Annotated in this window: 23 protein-coding genes; 17 read left to right on the plus strand and 6 right to left on the minus strand. The window is 64.9% G+C overall.

Features of this window, described 5'->3' with window-relative positions; translation table 11 throughout:
• Positions 1-69 precede the first annotated feature (69 nt).
• Positions 70-1,248, plus strand: a complete 1,179-nt coding sequence (locus L0U82_RS08500; RefSeq protein WP_233829959.1) for an acetyl-CoA C-acyltransferase — start codon at positions 70-72, stop codon at positions 1,246-1,248.
• 18 nt (positions 1,249-1,266) lie between these two features.
• Here the strand turns inward: L0U82_RS08500 and L0U82_RS08505 are convergent, their stop codons facing one another.
• Positions 1,267-1,782, minus strand: coding sequence for an LEA type 2 family protein (locus L0U82_RS08505; RefSeq protein ID WP_442793632.1), 516 nt, complete (start codon positions 1,780-1,782; stop codon positions 1,267-1,269).
• A 405-nt stretch (positions 1,783-2,187) separates the two neighbouring features.
• Between L0U82_RS08505 and L0U82_RS08510 the strand changes: the two genes are divergently transcribed.
• The 4 genes from L0U82_RS08510 (at position 2,188) to L0U82_RS08525 (ending at position 5,850) form a co-directional block, all read left to right on the plus strand.
• Positions 2,188-2,676 (plus strand): PaaI family thioesterase, encoded by a 489-nt coding sequence (locus L0U82_RS08510; protein WP_233829962.1) that lies wholly within the window; start codon positions 2,188-2,190, stop codon positions 2,674-2,676.
• 126 nt (positions 2,677-2,802) lie between these two features.
• Positions 2,803-3,801, plus strand: coding sequence for an NADP-dependent oxidoreductase (locus tag L0U82_RS08515; RefSeq protein ID WP_233829964.1), 999 nt, complete (start codon positions 2,803-2,805; stop codon positions 3,799-3,801).
• Between the two features lie 78 nt (positions 3,802-3,879).
• Positions 3,880-4,761 (plus strand): SDR family oxidoreductase, encoded by an 882-nt coding sequence (locus L0U82_RS08520; RefSeq protein ID WP_233829966.1) that lies wholly within the window; start codon positions 3,880-3,882, stop codon positions 4,759-4,761.
• Between the two features lie 129 nt (positions 4,762-4,890).
• On the plus strand, positions 4,891-5,850 hold the full coding sequence (locus L0U82_RS08525; RefSeq protein ID WP_233829968.1) for an alpha/beta hydrolase: 960 nt from the start codon (positions 4,891-4,893) through the stop codon (positions 5,848-5,850).
• A gap of 159 nt (positions 5,851-6,009) precedes the next feature.
• Here the strand turns inward: L0U82_RS08525 and L0U82_RS08530 are convergent, their stop codons facing one another.
• On the minus strand, positions 6,010-6,888 hold the full coding sequence (locus L0U82_RS08530) for an NRDE family protein (RefSeq protein WP_233829970.1): 879 nt from the start codon (positions 6,886-6,888) through the stop codon (positions 6,010-6,012).
• Between the two features lie 191 nt (positions 6,889-7,079).
• On the minus strand, positions 7,080-8,186 hold the full coding sequence (ygfZ, locus tag L0U82_RS08535; protein ID WP_233829971.1) for a CAF17-like 4Fe-4S cluster assembly/insertion protein YgfZ: 1,107 nt from the start codon (positions 8,184-8,186) through the stop codon (positions 7,080-7,082).
• A 78-nt stretch (positions 8,187-8,264) separates the two neighbouring features.
• Here ygfZ and mltG point away from each other — a divergent pair, with 78 nt between their 5' ends.
• The 10 genes from mltG (at position 8,265) to L0U82_RS08585 (ending at position 18,515) form a co-directional block, all read left to right on the plus strand.
• Positions 8,265-9,275, plus strand: a complete 1,011-nt coding sequence (gene mltG, locus L0U82_RS08540; RefSeq protein ID WP_233833184.1) for an endolytic transglycosylase MltG — start codon at positions 8,265-8,267, stop codon at positions 9,273-9,275.
• Positions 9,275-9,895 (plus strand): dTMP kinase, encoded by a 621-nt coding sequence (gene tmk, locus L0U82_RS08545; RefSeq protein ID WP_233829972.1) that lies wholly within the window; start codon positions 9,275-9,277, stop codon positions 9,893-9,895. The genes mltG and tmk overlap by 1 nt, the downstream gene beginning before the upstream one ends.
• Positions 9,896-9,989: 94 nt before the next feature.
• The gene (locus L0U82_RS08550; RefSeq protein WP_233829974.1) at positions 9,990-11,033 is read left to right on the plus strand and encodes a DNA polymerase III subunit delta'; all 1,044 of its coding nucleotides are present in this window, start codon (positions 9,990-9,992) and stop codon (positions 11,031-11,033) included.
• A gap of 34 nt (positions 11,034-11,067) precedes the next feature.
• Positions 11,068-11,583, plus strand: coding sequence for a GNAT family N-acetyltransferase (locus tag L0U82_RS08555; RefSeq protein ID WP_233829975.1), 516 nt, complete (start codon positions 11,068-11,070; stop codon positions 11,581-11,583).
• 112 nt (positions 11,584-11,695) lie between these two features.
• A complete protein-coding gene (locus L0U82_RS08560; RefSeq protein ID WP_233829976.1) occupies positions 11,696-12,487 on the plus strand; it encodes a TatD family hydrolase in 792 nt (263 codons plus the stop codon).
• Between the two features lie 50 nt (positions 12,488-12,537).
• Positions 12,538-13,281, plus strand: a complete 744-nt coding sequence (locus tag L0U82_RS08565) for an ankyrin repeat domain-containing protein (RefSeq protein WP_233829978.1) — start codon at positions 12,538-12,540, stop codon at positions 13,279-13,281.
• Between the two features lie 259 nt (positions 13,282-13,540).
• Entirely contained in the window at positions 13,541-13,897 is a 357-nt protein-coding gene (locus tag L0U82_RS08570; RefSeq protein ID WP_233829981.1) for a Rap1a/Tai family immunity protein, read from the plus strand.
• Between the two features lie 157 nt (positions 13,898-14,054).
• Complete coding sequence (locus L0U82_RS08575) at positions 14,055-15,284, plus strand: mechanosensitive ion channel family protein (protein ID WP_233829984.1); 1,230 nt, start codon at positions 14,055-14,057, stop codon at positions 15,282-15,284.
• A 389-nt stretch (positions 15,285-15,673) separates the two neighbouring features.
• Complete coding sequence (gene otsA, locus L0U82_RS08580) at positions 15,674-17,086, plus strand: alpha,alpha-trehalose-phosphate synthase (UDP-forming) (protein WP_233829985.1); 1,413 nt, start codon at positions 15,674-15,676, stop codon at positions 17,084-17,086.
• A gap of 358 nt (positions 17,087-17,444) precedes the next feature.
• Positions 17,445-18,515 carry a glycosyltransferase family 4 protein gene (locus tag L0U82_RS08585; RefSeq protein WP_233829987.1) on the plus strand — a complete coding sequence of 357 codons (1,071 nt, stop codon included), beginning with the start codon at positions 17,445-17,447 and terminating at the stop codon, positions 18,513-18,515.
• 368 nt (positions 18,516-18,883) lie between these two features.
• On the opposite strand, the gene L0U82_RS08590 is transcribed toward L0U82_RS08585, so the two are convergent.
• The 3 genes from L0U82_RS08590 to L0U82_RS08600 all read right to left on the minus strand — a co-directional run bounded on the left by L0U82_RS08590 (position 18,884) and on the right by L0U82_RS08600 (position 21,050).
• Entirely contained in the window at positions 18,884-19,471 is a 588-nt protein-coding gene (locus tag L0U82_RS08590) for a BPSL1445 family SYLF domain-containing lipoprotein (RefSeq protein ID WP_233829989.1), read from the minus strand.
• A 497-nt stretch (positions 19,472-19,968) separates the two neighbouring features.
• Positions 19,969-20,418 (minus strand): hypothetical protein, encoded by a 450-nt coding sequence (locus L0U82_RS08595; RefSeq protein ID WP_233829991.1) that lies wholly within the window; start codon positions 20,416-20,418, stop codon positions 19,969-19,971.
• A gap of 335 nt (positions 20,419-20,753) precedes the next feature.
• A complete protein-coding gene (locus tag L0U82_RS08600; RefSeq protein ID WP_233829993.1) occupies positions 20,754-21,050 on the minus strand; it encodes a PsiF family protein in 297 nt (98 codons plus the stop codon).
• A gap of 479 nt (positions 21,051-21,529) precedes the next feature.
• On the opposite strand from L0U82_RS08600, the gene L0U82_RS08605 reads away from it, so the two are divergent.
• Both L0U82_RS08605 and L0U82_RS08610 read left to right on the plus strand, forming a co-directional pair.
• Complete coding sequence (locus L0U82_RS08605; RefSeq protein ID WP_233829996.1) at positions 21,530-21,829, plus strand: YciI-like protein; 300 nt, start codon at positions 21,530-21,532, stop codon at positions 21,827-21,829.
• A gap of 636 nt (positions 21,830-22,465) precedes the next feature.
• Complete coding sequence (locus tag L0U82_RS08610) at positions 22,466-23,857, plus strand: transposase (protein WP_233829997.1); 1,392 nt, start codon at positions 22,466-22,468, stop codon at positions 23,855-23,857.
• The last annotated feature ends 112 nt before the right edge of the window (positions 23,858-23,969 follow it).

Genomic DNA, 23,969 nt, shown 5'->3' on the forward strand with positions numbered 1-23,969 from the left:
GGCCACGCACGAGGGCCATCAGGCACCTCGCCGGCGCGCCGCCCTCGACATCCGAAGCAGGAGACACGCATGACTGATGCCGTAATCGTATCCACCGCCCGCACGGGTCTCGCCAAATCGTGGCGCGGCGGGTTCAACATGACGCACGGCGCGACGCTTGGCGGCCACGTGACGCAAGCCGTCGTCGAGCGCGCGAAGCTCGACCCGGCGCGCGTCGAAGACGTGATCATGGGTTGCGCGAATCCGGAAGGCGCGACCGGCGGCAATATCGCGCGCCAGATCGCGCTGCGCGCCGGCCTGCCGGTCAGCGTGCCGGGCATGACGGTCAACCGCTTCTGCTCGTCGGGGCTGCAGACGATCGCACTCGCCGCGCAACGCGTGATGACCGGCGAGGGCGACGTGTTCGTCGCGGGTGGCGTCGAGTCGATCTCGTGCGTGCAGAACGAGATGAACCGCCACATGATGACCGAAGGCTGGCTCGTCGAGCACAAGCCGGAAATCTACTGGTCGATGCTGCAGACCGCGGAGAACGTCGCGAAGCGCTATTCGATCTCGAAGGAGCGCCAGGACGAATACGGCGTGCGCTCGCAGCAACGCGCGGCCGCCGCGCTCGAAGCAGGCCGCTTCAACGACGAAATCGTGCCGATGACCGTGCTCGCGGGCGTCGCCGACAAAGCCACCGGGCGTCTCTATACGAAGGAAGTGACGGTTAGCGCCGACGAAGGCATCCGTGCCGACACGACGCTCGAAGGCGTGTCGAAGATTCGCACCGCGCTGCCGGGCGGCGTGATCACCGCCGGCAATGCGAGCCAGTTCTCGGACGGCGCGTCGGCCTGCGTCGTGATGAACGCGACCGTGGCCGAGCGCGAAGGCCTGCAGCCGCTGGGGATTTTCCGCGGCTTCGCGGTGGCCGGCTGCGAGCCCGACGAGATGGGCATCGGCCCGGTGTTCGCGGTGCCGAAGCTGCTGAAGAAGGCCGGGCTGAAGGTCGAGGACATCGGCCTGTGGGAATTGAACGAGGCGTTCGCCGTGCAGGTGCTGTACTGCGCGGACACGCTCGGCATCCCGCACGAGCGTCTGAACGTGAACGGCGGCGCGATCGCGGTCGGTCATCCGTATGGCGTGTCGGGCGCGCGCCTCGTCGGCCATGCGCTGATCGAAGGCAAGCGGCGCGGTGTCAAGTACGTCGTGGTGACGATGTGCATCGGCGGCGGGCAGGGCGCGGCGGGGCTGTTCGAGGTGGTGTGAGCCGCAGGCCGGGCGGGATCACTGCGCCGCGAAGCCCGGCATCGGCAGGCTCAGCGTGCCCTGATCGATGAAGCGTGTTGTGCCGGAGAGACCGACGCCCGCGAGCTTGCCACGCAGGATGTACGGAATCTGTCCGGACTGCGCGGCGCCTGGGAGCGCGAGTGCCTGGCGCACCGCGGCGAACGCCGGCACCGTCAGCGGCACGGCGATCACCGTTTCGCCAAAGCGCGGCACGGTGCCGCTCTGATCGCTGACGCCGCTTGCGAACGGTTTGCCGTTCAGTTCGAGATCGAGCGAGATGCCGTTGAAGCTCACGGCGGTGTCGTTCGGATTCTGCACGCGCAGTTTCAGATTGAAGCGCATTTCGAGCCCGGCGCCCGACAACGGCTCGATGCCGGCGACGCTGACGCGCAGCGAATCGCCGCCGAACAGGCCGGCGCAGCCGCTGAGCGCGAGTGCCGCGAAGACTGTGCAAATGGTGCCGGCGGCGAGTGCGAAACGGCGAGAAGCAGCCGCGCGGCGAGCAAACGACAGCACGCGTGAAAACGACACGAGCAAGCGCATAAGCAACGATTGAAGCGATGGCATGACCGACGACATGACCGGCACCTCGAAAGAAGCGGAAAAATCGGACACCAGGCGGAAAAGCTCGGCAAAAGCGGGCGGTTCGTCATGCATTCTAGCGGGCGAAATTGCCCGTGGCGCAAGATTGGAGGGCCCTAAATGCGGGCCGGGGATAAAATGCATCGCTCGATGGATTTCGCCTGGAGTTCGCCTGGATGCCGGCCGACTGCGGCACGAACTGGCGGCCTCGGCAAGCGCCACATCGACGCCGCCCATTCGTACTCAAACGCGCACGCAAACTCGCATTCGCCCGCGACGCGCGGGCAGTCGCACCACCAGCCCCAGCCAGCCTCAACCCGCACTCCGACTACCGCAATGACCGACTCTAGCTCCTCCCCCCAAGCAGGCAACGCGACATTGCCCGAAAGCCCGTTCGTCGACCGTCTTGGCGCGCAGTTGTTGAGCGCCGCCGATGGCGTCAGCGAAGTCCTGCTGCCGTTGCAGCACGAGCATATGAACACGTGGGACGTCGCGCATGGCGGCGTCACGATGACCCTTGCCGATGTCGCGCTCGCAATGGCCGCGCGCAGTCTCGCGGGTGATGGCGTCGGCGTCGTCACTGTCGAGATGAAGGTCAATTTCATGCAGCCGGGCCGCGGCGAATTGCGCGCGACCGGCCGCGTGCTGCACCGCTCGACCACGATGGCTTATTGCGAAGGCGAAATCCGCGATAGCGAAGGCCACTTCGTGGCGAAGGCGCTCGGCACTTTCAAGTACATGCGACGCCTCGCGGTGGGTCGCGACGTTACGCGTCAGCGTCTGCGCAGCGACCCGTCGGCGAAACCCGGCCCGAGCGACGGCTGATCGTTCGGCGCGCGCCGTTCATTCGCCGTTAAGCGTTCGCGCGGCCGGCCGCATGCATTGCGCGCAACCCCAGACGTATCTCACTCCGATCCACGTCAACCTCACATAACCGAAGGAGACGACCCGATGGCCCAGATCAATCGCCAGCTGCTGCTGGCTTCGCGCCCGCAAGGCGCGGTCACGCCCGATAACTTCAGGCTCGTCGAAACGCCGCTCGCGCCGCTCGCCGAGGGCGAAGTGCGCGTGCGCAACCATTTTCTGTCGCTCGATCCGTATATGCGCGGACGCATGAACGACAGCAAGTCGTATGCGGCGCCGCAACCGCTGAACGAAGTGATGATCGGCGGCACGGTCGGGGAAGTGGTCGAGTCGAAGAATCCGAAATTCGCGGTCGGCGACAAGGTCGTCGCGATGTTCGGCTGGCAGGAGTACGGCACGTCGAATGGCGCGGGCATGCAGAAGGTCGACGACACGCTGGTGCCGCTGTCCGCGTATCTCGGCCCGGTCGGCATGCCGGGCGTCACCGCGTGGTACGGGCTGAACCGCATCATCGCGCCGAAGGCGGGCGAGACGGTGGTCGTCAGCGCGGCGAGCGGCGCGGTCGGCAGCGTGGTCGGGCAACTGGCGAAGGCGGCCGGCGCGCGTGCGGTCGGAATTGCCGGCGGCGAGCAGAAGTGCCGCTACGTGATCGATACGCTCGGCTTCGACGCCTGCGTCGACTACAAGGCGGGCAACCTGTACCAGGACCTGAAGGCCGCGACGCCGAACGGCGTCGACGGCTGCTTCGAGAACGTCGGCGGCGAAGGGCTCGACGCGACGCTCGCGCGCATGAACGCGTTTGGGCGCATCGCGCTGTGCGGCTTTATCGCGGGCTATGACGGCCAGCCGCTGCCGCTCAAGCATCCGTCGCTGATGCTCACGCAGCGGCTGCTCGTGCAGGGCTTTATCGTCAGCGAACATATGGACGTGTGGCCGGAAGCGCTCAAGCAGCTCGGCACGCTGGTTGCGCAGAAGAAGCTGCATTATCGCGAGACGATCGCGCAGGGACTCGACGCCGCGCCTGACGCGTTTATCGGTTTGCTGAAGGGCCGCAATTTCGGCAAGCAGCTGGTCAAGCTGATCTAGGCATCGGCCCGCGTATCCCGCGTATCAATAGCGCGATACAAAACGCCACATAAAACACGACACAAACGGAGTCAAACGATGTTCGAATTCGCAGGCAAGGTGGCGGTGATCACCGGCGCGGGCAGCGGCTTCGGCCGCGCGTTCGCGCAAAAGGGCGCGGCGCTCGGCATGAAACTCGTGCTCGCCGACGTCAACGCCGCCGAACTCGCGCAGACCGTCGACGCATTGCGCGAGACCGGCGCCGATGCGATCGGCGTGCCCACCGACGTGTCGAACGCGGCCGCGGTCGAAGCGCTCGCGCAGGCCGCGCTCGACGCGTTCGGCAAGGTGCATCTGCTGTTCAACAACGCGGGCGTCGGCACCGGCGGCTTCCTGTGGGAAAGCTCCGCGAACGACTGGTCGTGGGTGTTCGGCGTCAACGTGATCGGCGTCGCGCACGGCGTGCGCGTGTTCACGCCGATCATGCTCGCGCAGAACGAGCCCGCGCATATCGTCAACACGGCATCGGTCGCGGGGCTGCTGTCGCCGCCCGCGATGGGCATCTACAACGCGTCGAAGCACGCAGTCGTATCGCTGACCGAGACGCTTTATCACGACCTGAAGCTTGCGCAGGCGGACACCGGCGGTGAAGTCAGCTGCTCGCTGCTGTGTCCGGCGTTCGTGCCGACCGGTATCGCCGATGCCGAGCGAGTGCGTCCCGATGAACTGCGCAATGCGGGTCGGCCGACGCGCTCGCAGATCGCCGCCGGCAAGCAACTGCATCGCGCGGTCGAGTCGGGCAAGCTGTCGGCCGCCGATGTCGCCGACCTCACGTTCGAGGCGATTGCCGCGCGGCGTTTCTATATCATCACGCATCCGGCCATCATGGCGACGGTGAAGCTGCGGCACGACGATATCGAGCAGATGCGCGAGCCGACCGATCCGATGTCGCTGAAGCCCGAAGTGAAGAGCGCGGGTTAGTGGCCGGTGGTCCGGCGCTTGCGCATCGTGCGCTCGCGTCTTCTGTTTAAGCCGGACTTGCCGCGTGCTGCACCGTGCCCAGGTTCGCCGGCGGGCCGTGCGGCACGCCCCAGACTATCCCGAAGAACGATGCCGCTGAATCCGAAGATCGAGCAGGTGCTCGACATGATCGCGCGGGCCAGGCGCCCGCAGTATCACCAGATGAGCGCGCAGGCGGCGCGCGCGTCGTACGAGAAAAGCGCGCCGATCCTGGAGATCGCCAGCGCGCCGATGTTTTCGGTCGAAGACCTGCAAGTGCCGACGCGCGACGGCGCGACGATCCGCGCGCGCCTGTATTTCCCCGTCGAGCCGAACTGGGCCGAGCCGCTGCCGGCGTTCGTGTACTACCACGGCGGTGGCTTCACGGTCGGCAGCGTCGATACACACGACGCGCTCACCCGGATGTTCGCGCGCGACGGTCAGTGCGCGGTGCTGTCGGTCGATTACCGGCTCGCGCCCGAGCGCAAGTTTCCGACCGCGCTCGACGATGCGTTCGACGCGCTCGTCTGGCTGCACGCGCACGCGGCTGAACTCGGCATCGATGCGGAGCGCCTCGCGGTTGGCGGCGATAGCGCGGGCGGCACGCTCGCGACGGTCTGCGCGGTGCTCGCGCGCGACGCCGGCATCGCGCTCGCGCTGCAACTGCTGATCTATCCGGGCACGGTCGGCCATCAGCAGACCGACTCGCACTCGCGTCTCGCCAACGGCTTTCTGCTGTCGGGCGACACGATTCAGTGGTTCTTCGAGCAATATCTGCGCGATGCCGGCGATCGCGACGACTGGCGTTTCGCGCCGCTCGACGGCACGCGCGGCGCTCCCGATTTTCGCGGCGTCGCGCCCGCGTGGATCGCGACCGCCGAATACGACCCGCTGAGCGACGAAGGCGATTCGTACGCGGAAAAGCTGCTGACGCTCGGCAACCGGGTCACGCTTCGGCGCTACGCGGGCATGATCCACGAGTTCTTCAAGATGGGCGGCTTCGTGCCGGAAGTGGCGCAAGCGCACGCGGATGCCGCGGCGGCATTGCGCGCGGCGTTCGGAATCGAGTGAGGGTGTTCAGGGACAACGAGGCGTTGGCTGCGAGCGGTTCACGATTTGCGCTATGCGCATCTGAACCGCTCGTGCTTCAGGTCGCGGATGCGCGCGCCGCGACGGCGTCAGGTGAGGCGAGGCCGGCAGCGATCGCCGGCCCGCGAGCCTGGCCCGCGATCACGCAATCGCCCGCTCGACGTTGAACGCGAAACTGCGTTCGAAGTCCCCCGGCCGCACGACGCGGTGCGAGCCGTTATCGTCGCTGCGCTCGGCGACCGCCACGCCGATCACGTTTCCATAAGCGGCGACCCGCAGTCCGGTCGTGCCGCGCGTGCCGTATTCCGGTGATTCGATGAACGCCGCCGACAACGCCCGTTCGCGTTCGAGCGGAATGCCGGTGGACGGCAATTCATCGTCGCGCGCAACCCGTGGATCGCGCATCAGATCGATCAGTCGTTCGAGCGGCGGCATCGCATCGCGTGCGAGCAGCGTGCCGAGTTCCGTGCGTTTTTTGACGAGCTTCGGCCACGGCGTATCGAGCACCGCGTTGGAGATGCCGTGCGTACCCGGCGCGAGCAGCGCGGGCCCGCTGCCGCGATTGTCCGCGTTACCCGTATTGTCCCGGCTGCCGCGATTGCAGTACCACGCGAGTTCGCGGCGGGTCCAGTCGCCGACCAGCAGATTGAAACCGTTGTAGATGTCGCCGCTGCGCGCGACGTGATGCAGATAGGCGAGCGGGCTTTCGTGCGGATTGCCATCCGCGTCGCGCGCGGCGCCGCTGAGCCAGTCGCTGACCAGCGTGCCGCGGGTCGGCGCATCGGCGCGCGTTTCGCTCGGTGCGCGGTAATTGGTCAGCGCGGCGAAGCGGCCGTCGCGCGACAGCCCGAGCCACGTGCCGCCACCGACGAGATCGCGGCCCGCCAGCACGCCCGGCGCGTCATGCCACCAGCCTATCGGCTCGGCGGTGCGGCGGAAGTATTCGTCGCGATTCGCGGCGAGCGTGAACAGCGGACCATCGAGCGCGTCGGGCCGCCAGTCGAAAACGATCAGACACATCGGGGAACGTCTCCCGGTGAGAGCGTGGGCAGCGGGCTGCCGCATGAAGTCGACGAAAAGAAAGCCAACGAGAATAAAGCAAACGACCGGTGGTCAAAAAACGGCGCCAATCAAGCCACGCCAATAAGCCACGCCAATAAGCGCCATAAAAAACGGCGCCTCATTGCGCCGCTTCCTATCCTGCCTGACGCTCAGACCTCGGCCGGCAACCCGTACGGCAACGGCAGAAAACGCAAGGCCGGGCCATCGGCCGCGCCCAGATGCACGCTGCCGCCTTCGAGCGCCGCGAGCTTGATCTCGACCAGTAGATCGACGCCACCGTCTTGCGCGGACGCCGCGTTGACGATCATGCCGCACGGCTGGCCCGGATCGTCCGAATGGAACAGCTCCGCGCCGGGGCGCACCGTGTCGATTTCGCCCGCTACGGTGGCGAGCGATGTGCGCCGCTTGATCGTGCCGCGATACTGACTGCGCGCGACCACTTCCTGACCCGGATAGCAGCCCTTGCGGAAATTCACCGCGCCAAGCACGTCGTAGTTGACCATCTGCGGCACGAACTGCTCGACGACCGGCTGCGTGATGCGCGGCTCGCCCGCGCGGATGTCGAGCCAGTCCCATACGGCCTGCGACACGCGCTTCAGTTTGCCGTCGAGCGACGGCAGCAGCGCGTCGACCTGCGCCTTCGGCCCGATCCACAGATAGCGCAGTCGCCCGAGCGCATCCGGCACACGGATCAGCGAGCCCGCCGTGCCGTCGACCTGCACGTGCACGCCGTCGGGCAACGCGTCGAATACGCCGGACAGCGCGCCCCGCAAGTCGCCCGCGTCGCCCGCGAGACCGACCACCGCGAGCTGACCGCTTGCGTCCGCGAGCTTCGCCTTCGCGCGCAGCACGAACATCGACAGACGCTTCTGCACCGCGGCCTGCACGTCCTTCGATACCAGCAGCCGGATCGTATCGCCACTGCGCCAGGAGAGAAACGACGCGAGCAGCCGGCCCTTCGCCGAGCAGTAGCCGGCGAGCCGCGCGTGGGCGGCATCGAGATGCTGGACGTCGTTGGTCAACTGGCCGTGCAGGAAGCTGGCGGCGTCTTCGCCGGTCACGTCGATCACGCCGAACTGCGTGAGCGGCATATAGGCGCCGTGGACCACGGCGTCGAATTCGTCGGCCGATGGGCGCGGCCATACCGGCAGCAGGTTGGAAGCAGCGGAAGCGGTGGGGGCGGGAGTCATGCCGGAGGCGGTACCAGAAGCGTTACCTGGCGCATTAGCTGGAGCATTAGCAAGCGGTGTGTTCATGGATTTCAGGAACAGTCAATTCTGACTTTGGCTAAGGCAAACAAGTATTATATGCAGTCCAACCCTGCCACGTTCCGCATGTCCCTTCTGAAGAAATGTTTGGCCGCCGGCTCGATTGTCGTTGTGCTGGCCGCGGCGGCCATCGCCGCCGGATATCACTGGGCGACGAGCCCACTCGAACTGACCCCGGCGCAACTCGATGTCACCGTCAAACCGCACAGCAGTCTGCGCAGCGTCGCGTTGCAACTGAATCGCGGCGGCGTGCCGCTCGAACCCGAGCTCTTTATCGCGATGACGCGGCTGCTCGGTCTGCAAGGCGAACTGAAGTCCGGCAATTACGAATTCAAAAGCGGCATCACGCCGTATGACGTGCTGCAGAAAATCGCCCGCGGCGACGTCAACGAATATGTGGCAACGATCATCGAGGGCTGGACCTTCAAGCGCATGCGCGCCGAACTCGATGCGAATCCCGCGCTCCAGCACGACACGCTCGGCATGAGCGACGCCGATCTGATGAGCGCGATCGGCGCGCCGGAAGCGTCGATCGGCAATGGCGAGGGCCTGTTCTTCCCCGACACCTACCTGTTCGATAAAGGCACCAGCGATCTCGATATTTATCGCCGCTCGTACCGTCTGATGCGCGTGCGTCTGGACGAAGCGTGGCTCGCGCGTGCGCCGAATCTGCCGTACCGCAGCCCGTACGACGCGCTGACGATGGCGTCGATCATCGAAAAGGAAACCGGCAAGCCGTCCGACCGGCCGATGGTCGCCGCGGTGTTCGCGAACCGTCTGCGCGCGGGCATGCCGCTGCAGACGGACCCCACCGTGATCTACGGCATGGGCGACAGCTACACCGGCCATATCCGCAAGAAAGATCTGCAAACGGACACTCCCTACAATACCTACACCCGTATGGGCCTGCCGCCTACGCCGATTTCGCTGCCGGGCGTCGCGTCGCTGCAGGCCGCGCTGAAGCCGGCGCAAAGCAACGCGTTGTACTTCGTGTCGCGCGGCGACGGCAGCAGCATCTTTTCCGACACCCTCGGCGAACACAACAAGGCCGTGGACAAATACATTCGAGGGCAATGATGGCGCGCGGCAAATTCATCACGTTTGAAGGCATCGACGGCGCGGGCAAGACCACTCATCTGGGCTGGTTCCGCGAACGGCTCGAAGCGAAGCTCGCGGGCACCGGCCGCACGGTCGTGATGACACGCGAGCCGGGCGGCACGCCGCTCGGCGAGCAGATTCGCGAGATCGTGCTGCATCAGAAGATGGACCTCGAAACCGAGGCCTTGCTGATGTTCGCGCTGCGCCGTCAGCATCTGGCCGAGGTGATCGAGCCGGCGCTCGCGCGCGGCGACTGGGTGCTGTCCGACCGTTTCACCGATGCGACTTTTGCATACCAGGGCGGCGGCCGCGGCTTGCCGCGCGACAAGCTGGAGACGCTCGAACGTTGGGTGCAGGGAGGTTTCCAGCCCGATCTGACCGTGCTGTTCGACCTCGCGCCCGCGATCGCTAACGAGCGGCGCAGCGCGGCGCGCGATCCGGACCGCTTCGAGAGCGAATCGGCGGCGTTTTTCGAGCGCACGCGCGCCGAATACATGCGCCGCGCGGAAGAGGCGCCTTACCGTTTCGCTATCATCGATTCTTCGCAGAGCATCGCGCGAATTCAGAAACAGCTTGATGAGTTGATTTCAACGCTTTGATTTTGCGGCGATATAACGGCATTTAATAAGAGCGTGTGAAGTTCGTGTCGAGTCTCAAGAAATGCCTTCAACCTTTTGATTGCAAAGATAAACAATGATTTATCCGTGGCAAGCCGATGACTGGAACCGCCTGCAGCAATTGCGCGCCCACTGGCCGCATGCGTTGCTGTTGCACGGCCAGGCCGGCATCGGCAAGCTGCGCTTCGCGCAGCACCTCGCGCAGGGGCTGCTGTGCGAAGCGCCGCAGGCCAATGGCGAGCCGTGCGGCACGTGCGTGGCCTGCAACTGGTTCGCGCAGGGCAATCATCCGGACTACCGGATCGTCGTGCCGGAGGCGCTGGCCGCCGAGGCCGGCCCGGCCAACGCCGCGAACGGCGCCGACGAAAAAGCCGATAAGGCCGACGACGGCGATGGCAAGAAGACCCGCGCGCCCAGCAAGGAAATCAAGATCGAGCAGATTCGCGGTCTGCTCGACTTCGTTAGCGTCGGTTCGCACCGTGGCGGCGCGCGCGTGGTCGTGCTGTATCCGGCCGAGGGGCTCAATGTCGCGGCGGCCAACGCGCTGCTGAAGACGCTCGAGGAGCCGCCCGCCGGCGTGGTGTTCCTGATGGTGTCGGCGCGCATCGACCGCCTGCTGCCGACGATCATCAGCCGCTGCCGCCAGTGGCCGATGAGCGTGCCGGCGCCGCAAGCGGCCGCGCAATGGCTGGCCGCGCAGGGTGTCGACGATGCGCCGGCGCTGCTCGCCGAAGCGGGCGGCGCACCGCTCGCGGCGCTCGCGCTGGCCCACGACGAAAACCGCGCGCTGCGCGACTGGACGCTCAAGCAGCTCGCGGCCGGTTCCGATTGCGATGCGTTCGCGTGCGGCGAGGCGTTGCAGAAGCTGCCGGTGCCACTAGTACTCGGCTGGCTGCAGCGCTGGATGTACGATCTGCTCGCCCAATCCACGGCCGGTGCACCGCGTTATTTTCCGCAGGCGTCGGCGGCGCTGTCGCGCTGTGCGTCGCAGGCCGACGCCAATGCGTTCGCGCGTTTTCTGCGCACCGTGACGCGTCAGCGCGCGGTCGAAAACCATCCGCTGAATGCGCGCCTCGTGTTCGAAGAACTGTTTATCGGCTATCGCACGCTGTTCGCCTAGCCTTTTTGCCCGTCTTTTTTCAAGCCAACCCGCCATGAGCCTTTTCTACCGCGATGCCACGCTCGACGATCTGCCCGCGATCGTCGCCATCTACAACTCGACGATCCCGTCGCGCCAGGTCACCGCCGATCTGGAGCCGGTCAGCGTCGATAGCCGGCTCGGGTGGTTCCAGGCGCATGGCCCGGAAAAGCGTCCGCTGTGGGTCGTCGAAGATCCGCGCGAGCCGGGCAGCGTGATCGCGTGGCTCAGTTTTTCGGATTTCTACGGCCGCCCGGCTTATCAGCGGACCGCCGAAGTCAGCATCTATCTGGATGAACGCTCGCGCGGCCAGGGCCTCGGCAAGAAATTGCTGGCCGCGTCGCTCGAAGCGGCGCCGGGCCTCGGTATCGATACAGTGCTGGGCTTCGTGTTCGGTCACAATGAAGCGAGCGTGCGCCTGTTCCGCAGTTTCGGCTTCGATACGTGGGGTTCGCTGCCGCGCGTCGCGGTGCTGGACGGCGTCGAGCGCGATCTGGTGATTCTCGGCAAGCGCCTCGCGCACGCCAGTTGAGCCGTCAACCCCCGCTCTAATACGCAAGCCGGGCACGTCGCCTAAGCTTTTCTGAGCGGCCGAACCGAACACGCTACCCGGCCGTCAGTCCATTTTTTCGCAGGACCCGATCATGTTTGTCGACTCGCACTGCCATATCAATTTCGAAGGACTCGGCGATCGTCTGCCGCAAGTGCTCGACAATATGCGCAGCCATTCGGTTTCGCACGCGCTGTGCGTGTCGGTGGATCTCGAAACGCTGCCGTCCGTGCTCGACATCGCGAGCCGCTATGACAACGTGTACGCGTCGGTCGGCGTGCATCCGGATCACGAGCACATGCGCGAGCCGACGCTGGCCGAGCTGGTCGAGCTGGCCGAGCATCCGAAGGTCATCGCGATCGGCGAGACCGGACTCGACTACTACCGGCTCGAAGGCCGCTCGATCGCCGATATGGAATGGCAGCGCGAGCGTTTTCGCACCCATATCCGCGCCGCGCACGCGACGATGAAGCCGCTGATCATTCATACGCGCGCGTCGTCGGAAGACACGCTGCGGATCATGGCCGAAGAGCGCGCGGGCGAGCCGGGCGGCGTCATGCATTGCTTCACCGAGCCGTGGGCGATCGCCGAGCAGGCGCTCGCGCAGAATTTTTACATCTCGCTGTCGGGCATCGTCACGTTCAAGAGCGCGACCGACGTCCAGGACGTCGCGCGCCGCGTGCCGCTCGAACGTCTGCTGATCGAAACCGACTCGCCGTATCTGGCGCCGGTGCCATATCGCGGCAAGCCTAATGAACCTGCGTACGTCAGTTATGTCGGACGCTTCATCGCGCAGCAGCGCGAGATGCCGGACGAGGCGCTGGCTGCCGCGACCACGCAAAACTTCTTCAGACTGTTCAAGCTTCCCGCGCCCGCTGCGGCCTGATTGAAAGTATTGAAATATCAAAGGGATAGGAAAATTTCCTAAAGTAAAATATGAAAAACACTCCGCTGTCGACTTCTGCATTGCAACCGTCTTTCGCCGCGCGAGCTGCTCACGGCGCGTTGGCTCCGGCCCGGCGCGGCGCGTTGGCGATCACGCTCGCGTGCGCCGCGTTGACCTCGCTCGTTGCCGTGCCCGCGCACGCCGCGCCGATCGATACGCTGATCAAGGCGGTCAAGTTCGACGACATCGACGGCGTCAACAAGCTGCTCGCGAAGGGGATGGACCCGAACAGCGTCGATAACCAGGGCATCCCGCTCTTGGTGATCGCCGCGCGCGAGAAATCGGACAAGGTGGCCGCCGCGCTGCTGGCCAATCCGAAGACCGATATCGAGATCCAGGACAAGGCGGGTGAGAACGCGCTGATGATGGCGTCGCTGGTCGGCGACCTGAACCTCGTCAATCTGCTGATCTCGAAGGACGCCGAGGTCAACAAGAAGGGCTGGGCGCCGCTGCACTACGCGGCCGCGAACGGCCACGACGACATCGTCGCGGTGCTGCTCGACCATTCGGCCTACGTCGACGCGGGCTCGCCGAACGGCACCACGCCGCTGATGATGGCCGCGCGCGGCGGTCACGTATCGACGATCAAGCTGCTGCTCGACAACGGCGCGGACCTGACGGTGAAAAACCAGATCGGTATGACGGCGCTCGATTTCGCGAAGACCTACAAGGAGCCGGACGTCATCGAAGGGCTCACCGCGCGCATGCAGCAAATGCAGCAGCAGAAGCAGTAAGCCGGCGAGCGGAGGGTGGCGGTCCGCTTCGTTGCGCAGTCCGCAAGCGGCCGCGCGGCGCAGGGCGACGGACCACGGACGCACCACCGGCCAGGGCGCCCCGCGGTTCGCCGCCGCGCGAACCGACTCCGTCAAGCAACGCGGCAGCGAGCCTGCTGCCGCCGCGTAAAACAGTGCAGAATGACGACTTTGGCGCGCCGAGGCACGCCGTCCGGACGCGGCGAAAGACCGCGTGATAAACAAACTGGAAAGGAACACCATGCTGCGGGCTTTGATTTTCGCCGGCGCGCTCGCCTTGCCGCTGTCGGCAGCCGCGTTTACGGGGGGCGACCTCAACAAGCTGTGCACCAAGACCGATGTGGCTTCACGCGCAGCCTGCGCGGCCTATATCGAAGGCGCGGCCGACGGTATTTTCAATACGATCGACGCGATCGGCGGCACCACCGGTCCGCGCGTCGGCCAGTATTTCTGCCTGCCGCAGGATGCGCGCTCCGCGCAGTTGACCGATGCGGTGCGCAAGTACATCGCCGAGAACCCGAACGTCGCGGGCTACAACGCCAGCACCGCGATTTCGCTCGGTCTCGGCAAGGCATTCCCCTGCAAGAGCAGCGACTGATCGCGCTACACCGAGCCACCGGTATCACGCCCAGCCATCCGTAATGGGTGGATGGGTGCCGAAGTCATCGTCCCCCGGCCGGCGGGACGAACACCTAAGATGTCAGTAGTCCCGCAGGCGCGCCGCCGCTCTTCGAGCCCGGAGGAAGATGCCCGTTATGCCTACTTTCGACGACTTCAGCCAGGTGGCCGCCGCGCCGCTGCACTCGTGGTTCGGCGCGCTGACCGTGACGATCCTGATGACGGTGGTGGCCATCGGCATTCACCGCTTCGGCTCGCGCGTGGTCCGACGCCTCGCCGAACCTCACGCGCTCACCAGCCTGGTCGTGCGCTACATCGACAAGCCGTCGCTGTTCGCCCTCGTGATCCTCGTGTTCGCGTGGATCTGGTCCGAGGCGCCCGATACCCTCAATTTCATCGAACCGCTGCGTGATTTCACCGGCATTCTGCTGATCGCCGCGCTCACGTGGCTGTCGGTGCGCTCGGCCGCGGCGATCGGCGAAGCGATCATTCGCGCCCATCCGCTCGACACCGCCGATAACCTGCATGCGCGCCGCATTCATACCCAGGCCCGGGTGCTCGCGCGCTCGGTGATGATCGTAATCGTGATCATCGGCGTGGGCGGCGCGCTGATGACGCTGCCGAACGTCCGGCAATTCGGCGCGAGTCTGCTCGCGTCCGCCGGTGTGGCCGGTCTGATCGCCGGTATCGCGGCGCGGCCGGTGCTCGGCAATCTGATCGCCGGCTTGCAGATCGCGCTGTCGCAACCGATCCGCCTCGACGACGTCGTCGTAATCCAGAACGAATGGGGGCGCATCGAGGAAATTACCGGTACGTACGTGTCGGTGCGGCTATGGGATCAGCGCCGGCTGATCGTGCCGCTGCAATGGTTTATCGAAAATCCGTTCACTAACTGGACGCGCAGCAGCTCGCAGATCATCGGCACGGTGTTTCTGTTCGTCGATTACCGGACGCCGCTCGCGCCGTTGCGCGAGGAACTGGCGCGCATCGTCGAAGGGGCGCCCGAGTGGGATCGGCGCGTGCAGGTGCTGCAGGTTTTCGACTGCACGGAGCGCGCGATGCAGTTGCGCGCGCTCGTCAGCGCGTCCGATTCGGGCCTCGCATGGGACCTGCGCTGCCGCGTCCGCGAAGGGCTGCTCGATTTCATTCAACGGCACTATCCCGAATGCCTGCCGCGTGCGCGCGCCGAGGTGTCGGCGGAACTCGAAACCGGCGAGCGCGAAACGGTCGACTGGCAGCCGCGCGGCGCGCATGCGCCGGCCGGCAGCACGGCCGCGCATACCGAGGCCGATCCGGTGGCGAGCCGCATCGGCCGGCCGGGGGCGGGCACGACTGGCGCCGCGCGCAAGGCTCGGGAGCAGGCGTAGCCGGTTGAGTAACTGGTCGGAGTAATCGATGCGCTGCTTTCCAGGCACATGGTTTGCTGTCACCGGGTGCGCGGCCGCGCCCGATGAACCGCCGCGCCGCGCCGTGCTGGACGCTTGCGTGGTCCCGGTCGTTCGTATTGGCTTTCGCTTTTGCCTCGGCTTTTGCGTTCGCTGGATGCGCCCAATGAGCGCATCCGTTCATCGACTCACTACACACTCACGAAGCAGGCGCCGCGTAGGCGGGCTGGAAGCGGGCTTCGGACCGTGGCGCCGCGTGCCGCTAAAGCGCGCCCGCGTGGTGCCGTGTCCTTCATGCACCGCTGCTGCGTCCCGAAGCGACACTCGACGAGCCCCCACGCGCGCCTCAAAAACGAAGGAGGACATCCAATATGGCCCGACTGATCGTCGTGTCAAACCGCGTGGCGACGCCGACAGAGACCAAGGGATCGGCCGGCGGCCTCGCGGTCGGCGTATTCGGCGCACTGAAGGACGCGGGCGGGGTCTGGTTCGGCTGGAGCGGCGACGTGGTCAGCGAGAGCATCGCCAATGCGGGGCCGACGCTCGAACAGGACGGCGCGGTCACGTTCGCGACGGTCGGCCTGACGCGCAAGGATTACGACCAGTACTACCGCGGTTTTTCGAACGCGACGCTATGGCCGGTGTTTCACTACCGCAACGACCTCGCGCGTTACGAACGCGAGGAATACGCGGGCTACCGGCGCGTCAACGCGTGGCTCGCGCATAAGCTCGTCAAACTGCTCGAACCCGACGACGTCATCTGGATTCACGACTATCACCTGATTCCGTTCGCCGAAGCGCTGCGCAACGAGGGCGTGACCAACCGGATCGGCTTTTTCCTGCATATTCCGTTTCCCGCGCCGCAGATCCTGCTGAACATTCCGCCGCACGAAGAACTCGTGAAGTCGCTGTCGTGCTACGACCTGCTCGGCTTCCAGACCGCCACCGACCGCGAGGCGTTCCAGGACTACGTGACGCGCCACGCGCGCGGCAGCGTCAGCGCGGACGGCGTCGTCGAAGCGTTCGGGCGCAAGCTGCGCACCGGCGTCTACCGGATCGGCGTGTTCCCCGATGAAATCGCCGAGCAGGCGAAGCGCTACGAAAGCCGCCAGCACGTGCTCGATCTGAAGCAGAGCCTGGAGGGCCGAAAGCTGATCATGAGCGTCGACCGGCTCGATTATTCGAAGGGGCTGGTCGAACGCTTCCGCTCGTTCGAGCTGCTGCTCGAGCGCTCGCCCGAATGGCGCGGCAACGTCACGCTCGTGCAGATCGCGCCGCCGACGCGCTCGGATGTCGCGACCTATCAGAAGATCCGCCAGGACCTCGAATATGAAGCGGGGCGCATCAATGGCCGTTATTCGGGGCTCGACTACACGCCGATCCGCTATCTGAACCAGCAGTACGACCGCTGGAAGCTGATGTCGCTGTTCCGCGAATCGCAGATCGGTTTCGTCACGCCGCTGCACGACGGCATGAATCTGGTCGCGAAGGAATACGTCGCCGCGCAGAATCCGGACGATCCGGGCGTGCTGGTGCTGTCGATTTTCGCTGGCGCGGCCGCCGAGTTGTCCGGCGCGCTGCTCGTCAATCCGCACGATGCGATCGGCATGTGCGAAGCGTTGCAGCGCGCGTTGCAGATGCCGCTCGACGCGCGCCAGCGGCGTTACGAAATCAATATGGCCGCGCTGCGCGAGAACGATCTCGGCGTATGGCGCGACACCTTTCTCAAAGACTTGCGCAGCATGCCGGTGCGAAAGCCGGGCAAGGACAACGGGCATCGATGAGAGCGTAGCCGGTGGGGGCGTGTCGTTGCGTGCGGCGCCGAGGTGGTGGTTGTGCCGCGTGCCGCGCGTGCAAGCCAGACTCGCACGCGGCTCGCTCTGCACCTCGCTGCCGCCAGCGCTTGCTGGCACTCCCGCCTGCGCCCTCCGTCACCGGATGTAAGCCGTTTGTAACAGCGCAGAGCAAATGCAAGACCAGCGGATTTACGTGCGATGCCAGTGAATAATGAGCCATGCGAAACCGAGCGCGCGCATTGATCGCTTGTAACGGCGCTGTCATACTCGGCGTCGCTCACGCGCATTGCGACTGCGGCCAACGCAGCGCGCGCCCGCGAAGCCGTCAGATCCCGGAGACAGAAACATGAAGATTGCGCAGATCGCCCCGCTGACCGAATCCGTGCCGCCGAAGCTGTATGGCGGCACCGAGCGCGTCGTGTCGTACATCACCGAGGCACTGGTCGAGCAGGGCCATGACGTGACGCTGTTCGCGAGCGGCGACTCCGTCACGAGCGCGAAACTCGAAGCGGTCTGGCCGCGCGCGCTGCGGCTCGATCCCGGCATCCGCGACCGCATCGCGCCGCATATGCTGTTGATGGAACTGGTGCGCCGCCAGGCGGAAGACTTCGACGTACTGCATTTTCACCTCGACTACTACTCGTTCTCGGTGTTCAAGCGCCAGGAGACGCCGTTTGTCACGACGATGCACGGCCGTCTCGACCTGCCCGAGCAGCAGCCGGTGTTCGATACGTTCAACACCGCGCCGGTGATTTCGATTTCGAATGCGCAGCGCCATCCGCTGCCGCAGGCGCGTTGGCTGACCACCGTCTATCACGGCCTGCCGGAGCAGCTCTATACGCCGCAGCCGGTCGAGCAGAAGTACCTCGCGTTTCTCGGCCGGATCTCGCCGGAAAAGCGCGTCGATACCGCGATCCGGATTGCCGGGCGCTGCGGGATGCCGATTCGCATCGCCGCCAAGGTCGACGCCGCCGACCGCGAATACTTCGAGCGCGAGATCCGGCCGTTGCTCGATCTGCCCTATGTCGAATACATCGGCGAGATTGCCGATGATCAGAAGGCCGAGTTTCTGTCGGGCGCGCATGCTCTGCTGTTTCCGATCGACTGGCCGGAGCCGTTCGGCCTCGTGATGATCGAGGCCATGGCGTGCGGCACGCCGGTGATCGCGTTCAACCGCGGCTCGGTGCCGGAAGTGCTGGAAGAGGGCCTGACGGGCTTTATCGTCGAGGACGAAATCGGCGCGGTCGCGGCGGTGAACCGGCTGCATAAGATGTCGCGCGCGGGCGTGCGGCAGCGTTTCGAAGAACGCTTCACGTCGCATCGGATGGCGCGGCAGTACGTGGAGGCGTATCAGTCGGTGATTCGCGCGCAGAAGCGTTCGCGCTTCAAGGTGGTGGATTCGTCGTCGGGGGGCTAACGGGGGGTGCTCGGCTGGCGAAACGAGTGGTGAACAGAGCGGCGGTGTGCGATGCGCATCGCCGTTTTTTTATGGGGAGCGCCTCGGTGGTGTGCCGCCGTTAACGAACGGAACGCGGCGGCTATGCCAATAAAAAAGCCGCGCGAACGGCCACATCGGGCTTTCGCGCGGCTTGGGCCGCGATGTGATTCAGCAGGTTACTCGGGGCGGTGCCCGCGGCGGCTATCTGCGCTTGCACGAACCGGCCACGGAACCGCGCCAACGGACCTCCACGGCGGATTGCGTTGTCCCCGCGAAGTCCCCGACCATCCGTCACCGCATGCTGAACGCACTCACCGCTGCATCGAGCCATCCAGCATGCGCGGCGCTCAGATCTTCAGCCGCGAGACCTTCGTGCCTTGCAGCGACACGTCGCCCATCAGGCCGGCGTTGGTCAGCACGAATACCTGCACCGGCGCGGTGGCCGTGGTCGTGTCGACCGCGCCGTTCGCGCCGACCTTCACGAGCGCGACGGACGCATCGACCCCGGCCGACCAGCCGTCCGCGTTGCGGAATTTGTCGAGCGAGTCCTGCGTCATGAACAGGAAGATGATTGCCTTCGACTGCGCGCCAGCCTGGAAGCCGAACGAGCCGGACACCGTGCTGTAGTAGCCGACGGTCGCGCCACCCACGCGCAACGCGCCTTCGCCATACTGGCCGCCGACGATGAAGCCGGCCTGCAGTACCGACGGGAACACGAGTACGCCGCGTGCCTTCGATACCAGTTCACGCGAGCCGGGCACGGTCGTGAACAGCTTCGACATCGTGCCGTCTACGCTCGCGTCGATCGCGTGCCGTTTGGATTGGTCGGTAGCGGGGGTGTTAGTGCTGCTTCCCGTCGTCGTGCAGCCGGCGAGTGCAAGGCCTCCGAAAGCAAACGCGGCGGTGGTCTTCAACATGAAGTGTCGTCTTTGCATCGTTTTTCTCCACTATGGATCCGGGGCGCAACCGTGTGGTTCCGCCTGGTTGCCTTTGAGTTATAACACAGGCGCGCATAAAAGGCGTATCGCGTCACCCACGCGAAAACCCTTGTCGGACGGGGCTTTGAGGCTGATCGTAAGGTGCGTGTGTGTAATTTTGACCGGCACCCGCAAGGGTTTTCAAGCATGCCGCGCGCGGTGCTCCGATGGATCGATGGCGAGATGTCCCCGATGCGCGGCGATTTTAGGGACGCTTCGAGCCGGCCGCGCGTCGTGCCCGTTTTTACCGATGTTTCAGGAAGCGCTGAATGCGTGAAATCGAATTGAAAGTGTTGCGCTCGCGCAGCACATCGAACGAAATGGGGAATCGAAGTCCGGATTGCCGGCGAGCTTGTGTCGAATAGAGGCCAATGCCGGTCCACGGTACGCGCAGTTCGGCGCGCGCGAATCGTGAAGCGGGGCGGCCCGCCTCTCATTCGTTCGTCATCCGCTCATCATCCGTGATTCGCCGGACTCTTGACCGCGGGCGGCCGACGCAGCGCACGCCGCACCATGCCGATGATCACGCCGATCACGAACAGGATCGCGGCCGGCACGACCCAGTAGCCGACGAACGCATGCCACAGATAGGAAATCAGCGTCGTACGGCGCACGCTGTATTCGTTGATCGCGTCCTGCTGACGCGGCGCGTTCGCGGCCAGCACATCGGCCGGGCAGCCGGCGGCTTTCGCCTCGTCGGGCTTGCCGTGGCAGCGCGCGGGCGCGCCGGCCGCGCGTTGCGCGTCGGTGAAAGTCCAACTGGTCAGCGCGTGATCGAGATCGACCGCGTTATACGACATTTCCTCGCGGATCTCATTGATCGCGACGATCGCCACGGGCACCGCCCAAAATATGATGACCAGCAACCACCGCCTTAACCAGCGGTTTTTATGCTTCGATACCATCCTTGCCTCCGATCGATGCTCGACGCACGAACGACTACGAACGACAAGATGGCGGCCCGGCTAATGTGTGCCTGGTTCTGTGGCTTGATTCTGTATATAGGGGCGGGCCGTCTCCGCAGCCATCATAGAAGAAAATGGCCGGTTCTGGCGGGCGACTGTAAGGGAAGGGGGCGGCGGCGACGATTGCGAGTGTCAGCGGTACCGCACGAGTGGCCGGCGGCCGTGATTGGATCGACGGGATTGCTGCGATCGATATGCCGGTGTAGGTCGGCGTATGTCGGTGTATGCCGGCACCGCGTTCATCGCGCGGCGCCGGTTCACGTGGCGGAGGACGCTCAGTTGGCCGGAGCCGACGACAGGCAGGTCTTCATGAACGCCTTGCGGTCGTCGCCTTTCTTGTCGGCTGCCTGTTTGTTGCACATCTTCATCTTGTCCTGCTGGCTCATCGGCGCGGCGGCGGCCGGTTTCGCGGACAGGCAGGTTTTCATGAACGCCTTGCGGTCGTCGCCTTTCTTGTCGCCGGCCTGCTTATTACAGTCGGCCATTTTGGTCTGCTGGCTGTTCTCGGCGAATGCCGGCGATACGAGCACCGCACCCAGCACCAGCGCGGCAATAGCGGATTGCAGTTTCATGGGACACTCCATCGGTGGTGAAAACGTTTTTGGTCGTTCATGCCCGTGGGCGGGTGCCCCTCGGCGCATCCATTATGGCAAATGCCATCTGCGAGAACGAATGGCGACGTGTGCCGGTTGACAGCGCGCCGACGCTCGTTTTCCCTGACGTGACGGGCGATACGCGGATGCGACGTATGAACCGGCGGAATGGATCAGCGCTGGAACTCGCAAATGGAATGATGAAGTCGCGCTGAAGAAATGCTGAAGGAACGCTAAGTCAACCCGTTATGCCACTCAGATCAATTTAGCCGGTCATTTCCAAAAGCGCATTCCCATTTTTCGGGTTAATTCGATGAAAAAGAGTAGAGATTTTCTGTATTGCTGCAAGTGCAACTGAATGGAAAATCGTCACGAAATCTGTTGGTGATTGTTGTATGCCATATCGATTCGATGCGTGCCGGTCACCTGTCATTCTTCATCCTCGCAAGGAGACTTCGATGCACTACCTGCTGATGTACGACCTGGTACCCGACTATCTGGAGCGGCGCGGCGAGTATCGCGACGCGCATCTGAAACTCGCGTGGGCCGCCGCCGAACGGGGCGAACTGCTGCTGGCCGGCGCATTGACCGAGCCTACCGATGGCGCGGTGTTGCTCTTTAACGGCGCTTCGCCCGCTGTCGCCGAAGCTTTTGCGAAAGCAGATCCCTATGTGCTTGCGGGGCTCGTTACGCGTTGGCGGGTGCGTGAGTGGACGACCGTTGTCGGCGAGCACGCGTCGAAACCGGTGCGCGTATAACGGAACGGCATACGCGTTGACGCGGCCTCAACGCCTATTTTTACGCGGCTTTATTGCGAAGTAACTCCGTCAAAGCAACGCATGCGCGGCCGCAGCATGCGCGTTGCCGAACCACACGATCCACGCGACGCAAACGCATCGACACTGCGATGCAAACGCGCCGTCGCGCATTCAATGCGTTTTGCCACCGCTCGCCTTCCCATTGCAAAAAATCCATAAAAAATGCAGTCTGAATTGGATTTACGCTTTGTAAATGCAATTCGTATAAATCACGGGAAATTGTGCTCTGCGTCAGGTCATTCGATCCACGGAAAGATGGCACTTCTATTACGGCAATCGGCGAATCGACGCAGCGAAAAGGACAAGATTGTTTCTATCCGTAACACTTGTCTCAAACGTATTCACATTTGGTCTTGAATGGTATGCTTCGTGCACAAATTCTCCCATGCACGAGTGAGACCGCGTTTTGTGCCTCGCAATAGGGAAGAGCCGCACCAGGACCGGGCGGTATCGCCCAGCAAGCCGCACGTACAAAACAAATTTGTGCAACCGAGGGTCGTACACGGATCGAGAACGCTGTGAATCCGTGGCGAGCCCAACGCCGCGGCCAGGCCAGGCCGCGTGGAGAAAAATCCAATGTTTTTCGATGAATTGAATAACGACGAGTGGGCGCTGATCGCGCCGCTCGTCGCCGACGAGCCGGCCGTCCGTCTGAACCGGCGTGGCCGGCCACGCGCCGAACCACGTATCGTGACCAATGCCGTGCTATGGATTTTGACCACCGGCGAGCCGTGGTCGAAGCTGCCGGGACGCTATCCGTCGGGACCCACCTGCCGTCGACGTTTTGAGGAGTGGCAGCTGAACGGCACGCTTCTCGAGATGGTGCGTCTGCTGTCGCACAGCGGGCGTACCTTCGCCTATATTCCCCAGCCGGCGCCGCCCGTTACGGCCAAACCCGCGGCGCCGGCTGCGCCAACCCCGAGCGTGCGCGACGAAGGCTTGCGCGGCGTGTCGTGGAAGAGTCCCGAGTCGTGGCAGGCGCCCGGCGTGTCGAGCACGCTGAGCCAGTGGCGCTCGGCCGATCCGATCGCCGACATCACGCGGCAACTGTCCGGACTGCCGCAGGCGGCGCCGGCGCGCGCGCCATCGGTACCGGCCGCGACGATCGCGGGGCCCGCGATGGAAGTCGATCCGATCGCGCAGCGCTATGCGCCGTTCGACGCCGGCATCGCCCGCGTCACGAGCGCGGCGACCGCGGCCACGGCGAGCGCGATGCACATGACGAATGCGGCGAATGCGACGAATGCGATCGATAGGCGCAGCACGCCGGGCGCCGCATCCTTCGCGTCCGCCGAGTGCGCGCCCGCACCCGACGAGCAACGCACGCCGCTATCGATGGGCCTCGCGCCGCGCGGCACCCAGCTTGCCGATCCGCGCGGCTATCTGATCTGTGTCGTGGTCGAGCAGGTGCCCGGCGCGATGTATCGCGGCTCGGCGGAAGTGATGAAGGACGGCAAGCGCGTCGAGCGTTCGGGCCTCGTCGGCCCGCGCTTCGAGGATGCACGCGACGCGCAGCAATACGCGCTCGACTGGGCGCGTCAATGGATCGATCGCGAATGCGTGGCGCAGGCCGCGGGGCCGGCGCAAGTCGTGCCTTCGGCATCGCCAGCCGCGACAGTTGCGGTCGCCCCTGTACAGACCTCGCCCGCGTATGCGCAAAGGCCGTTGGCCCGTGCGCTGCCCGCGTTGCGTCATGCACGGGAACCCGTATCGGCGAATAGTGCGGGGCATGCATCGTCCAATTACGGTGTGCCGTCGCACGGTCCGCTCGATGCACCGACCGCCGGGCAACTCAATAGCCAACTGAATAGCCCACTGAGCGCACCGCTCAATTCATTTCGCGGACCGCTGCGCCGCTATCCGGTCGAGCCCGCTGCCGTAGCCGGCGTCACCAGCGACAACGCCGATACGACGAGTACCGAGCGTTTTTCGCCGTCATATCAGGAACTCAGTTCGCACGCGGGATGAGTGCGCTGCGTCAATCTCGTGGCGCTCGACGCGCGCCACGGGTTCCCACCTGATGATTGCTTGATCGTTTGTGCTTGATCGCTCGTGCTTCACCGGGGAACCTCACCGGTGA

Origin of the sequence: Paraburkholderia sp. ZP32-5, from assembly GCF_021390495.1 — a bacterium.
In the GTDB taxonomy this organism is placed as follows: domain Bacteria; phylum Pseudomonadota; class Gammaproteobacteria; order Burkholderiales; family Burkholderiaceae; genus Paraburkholderia.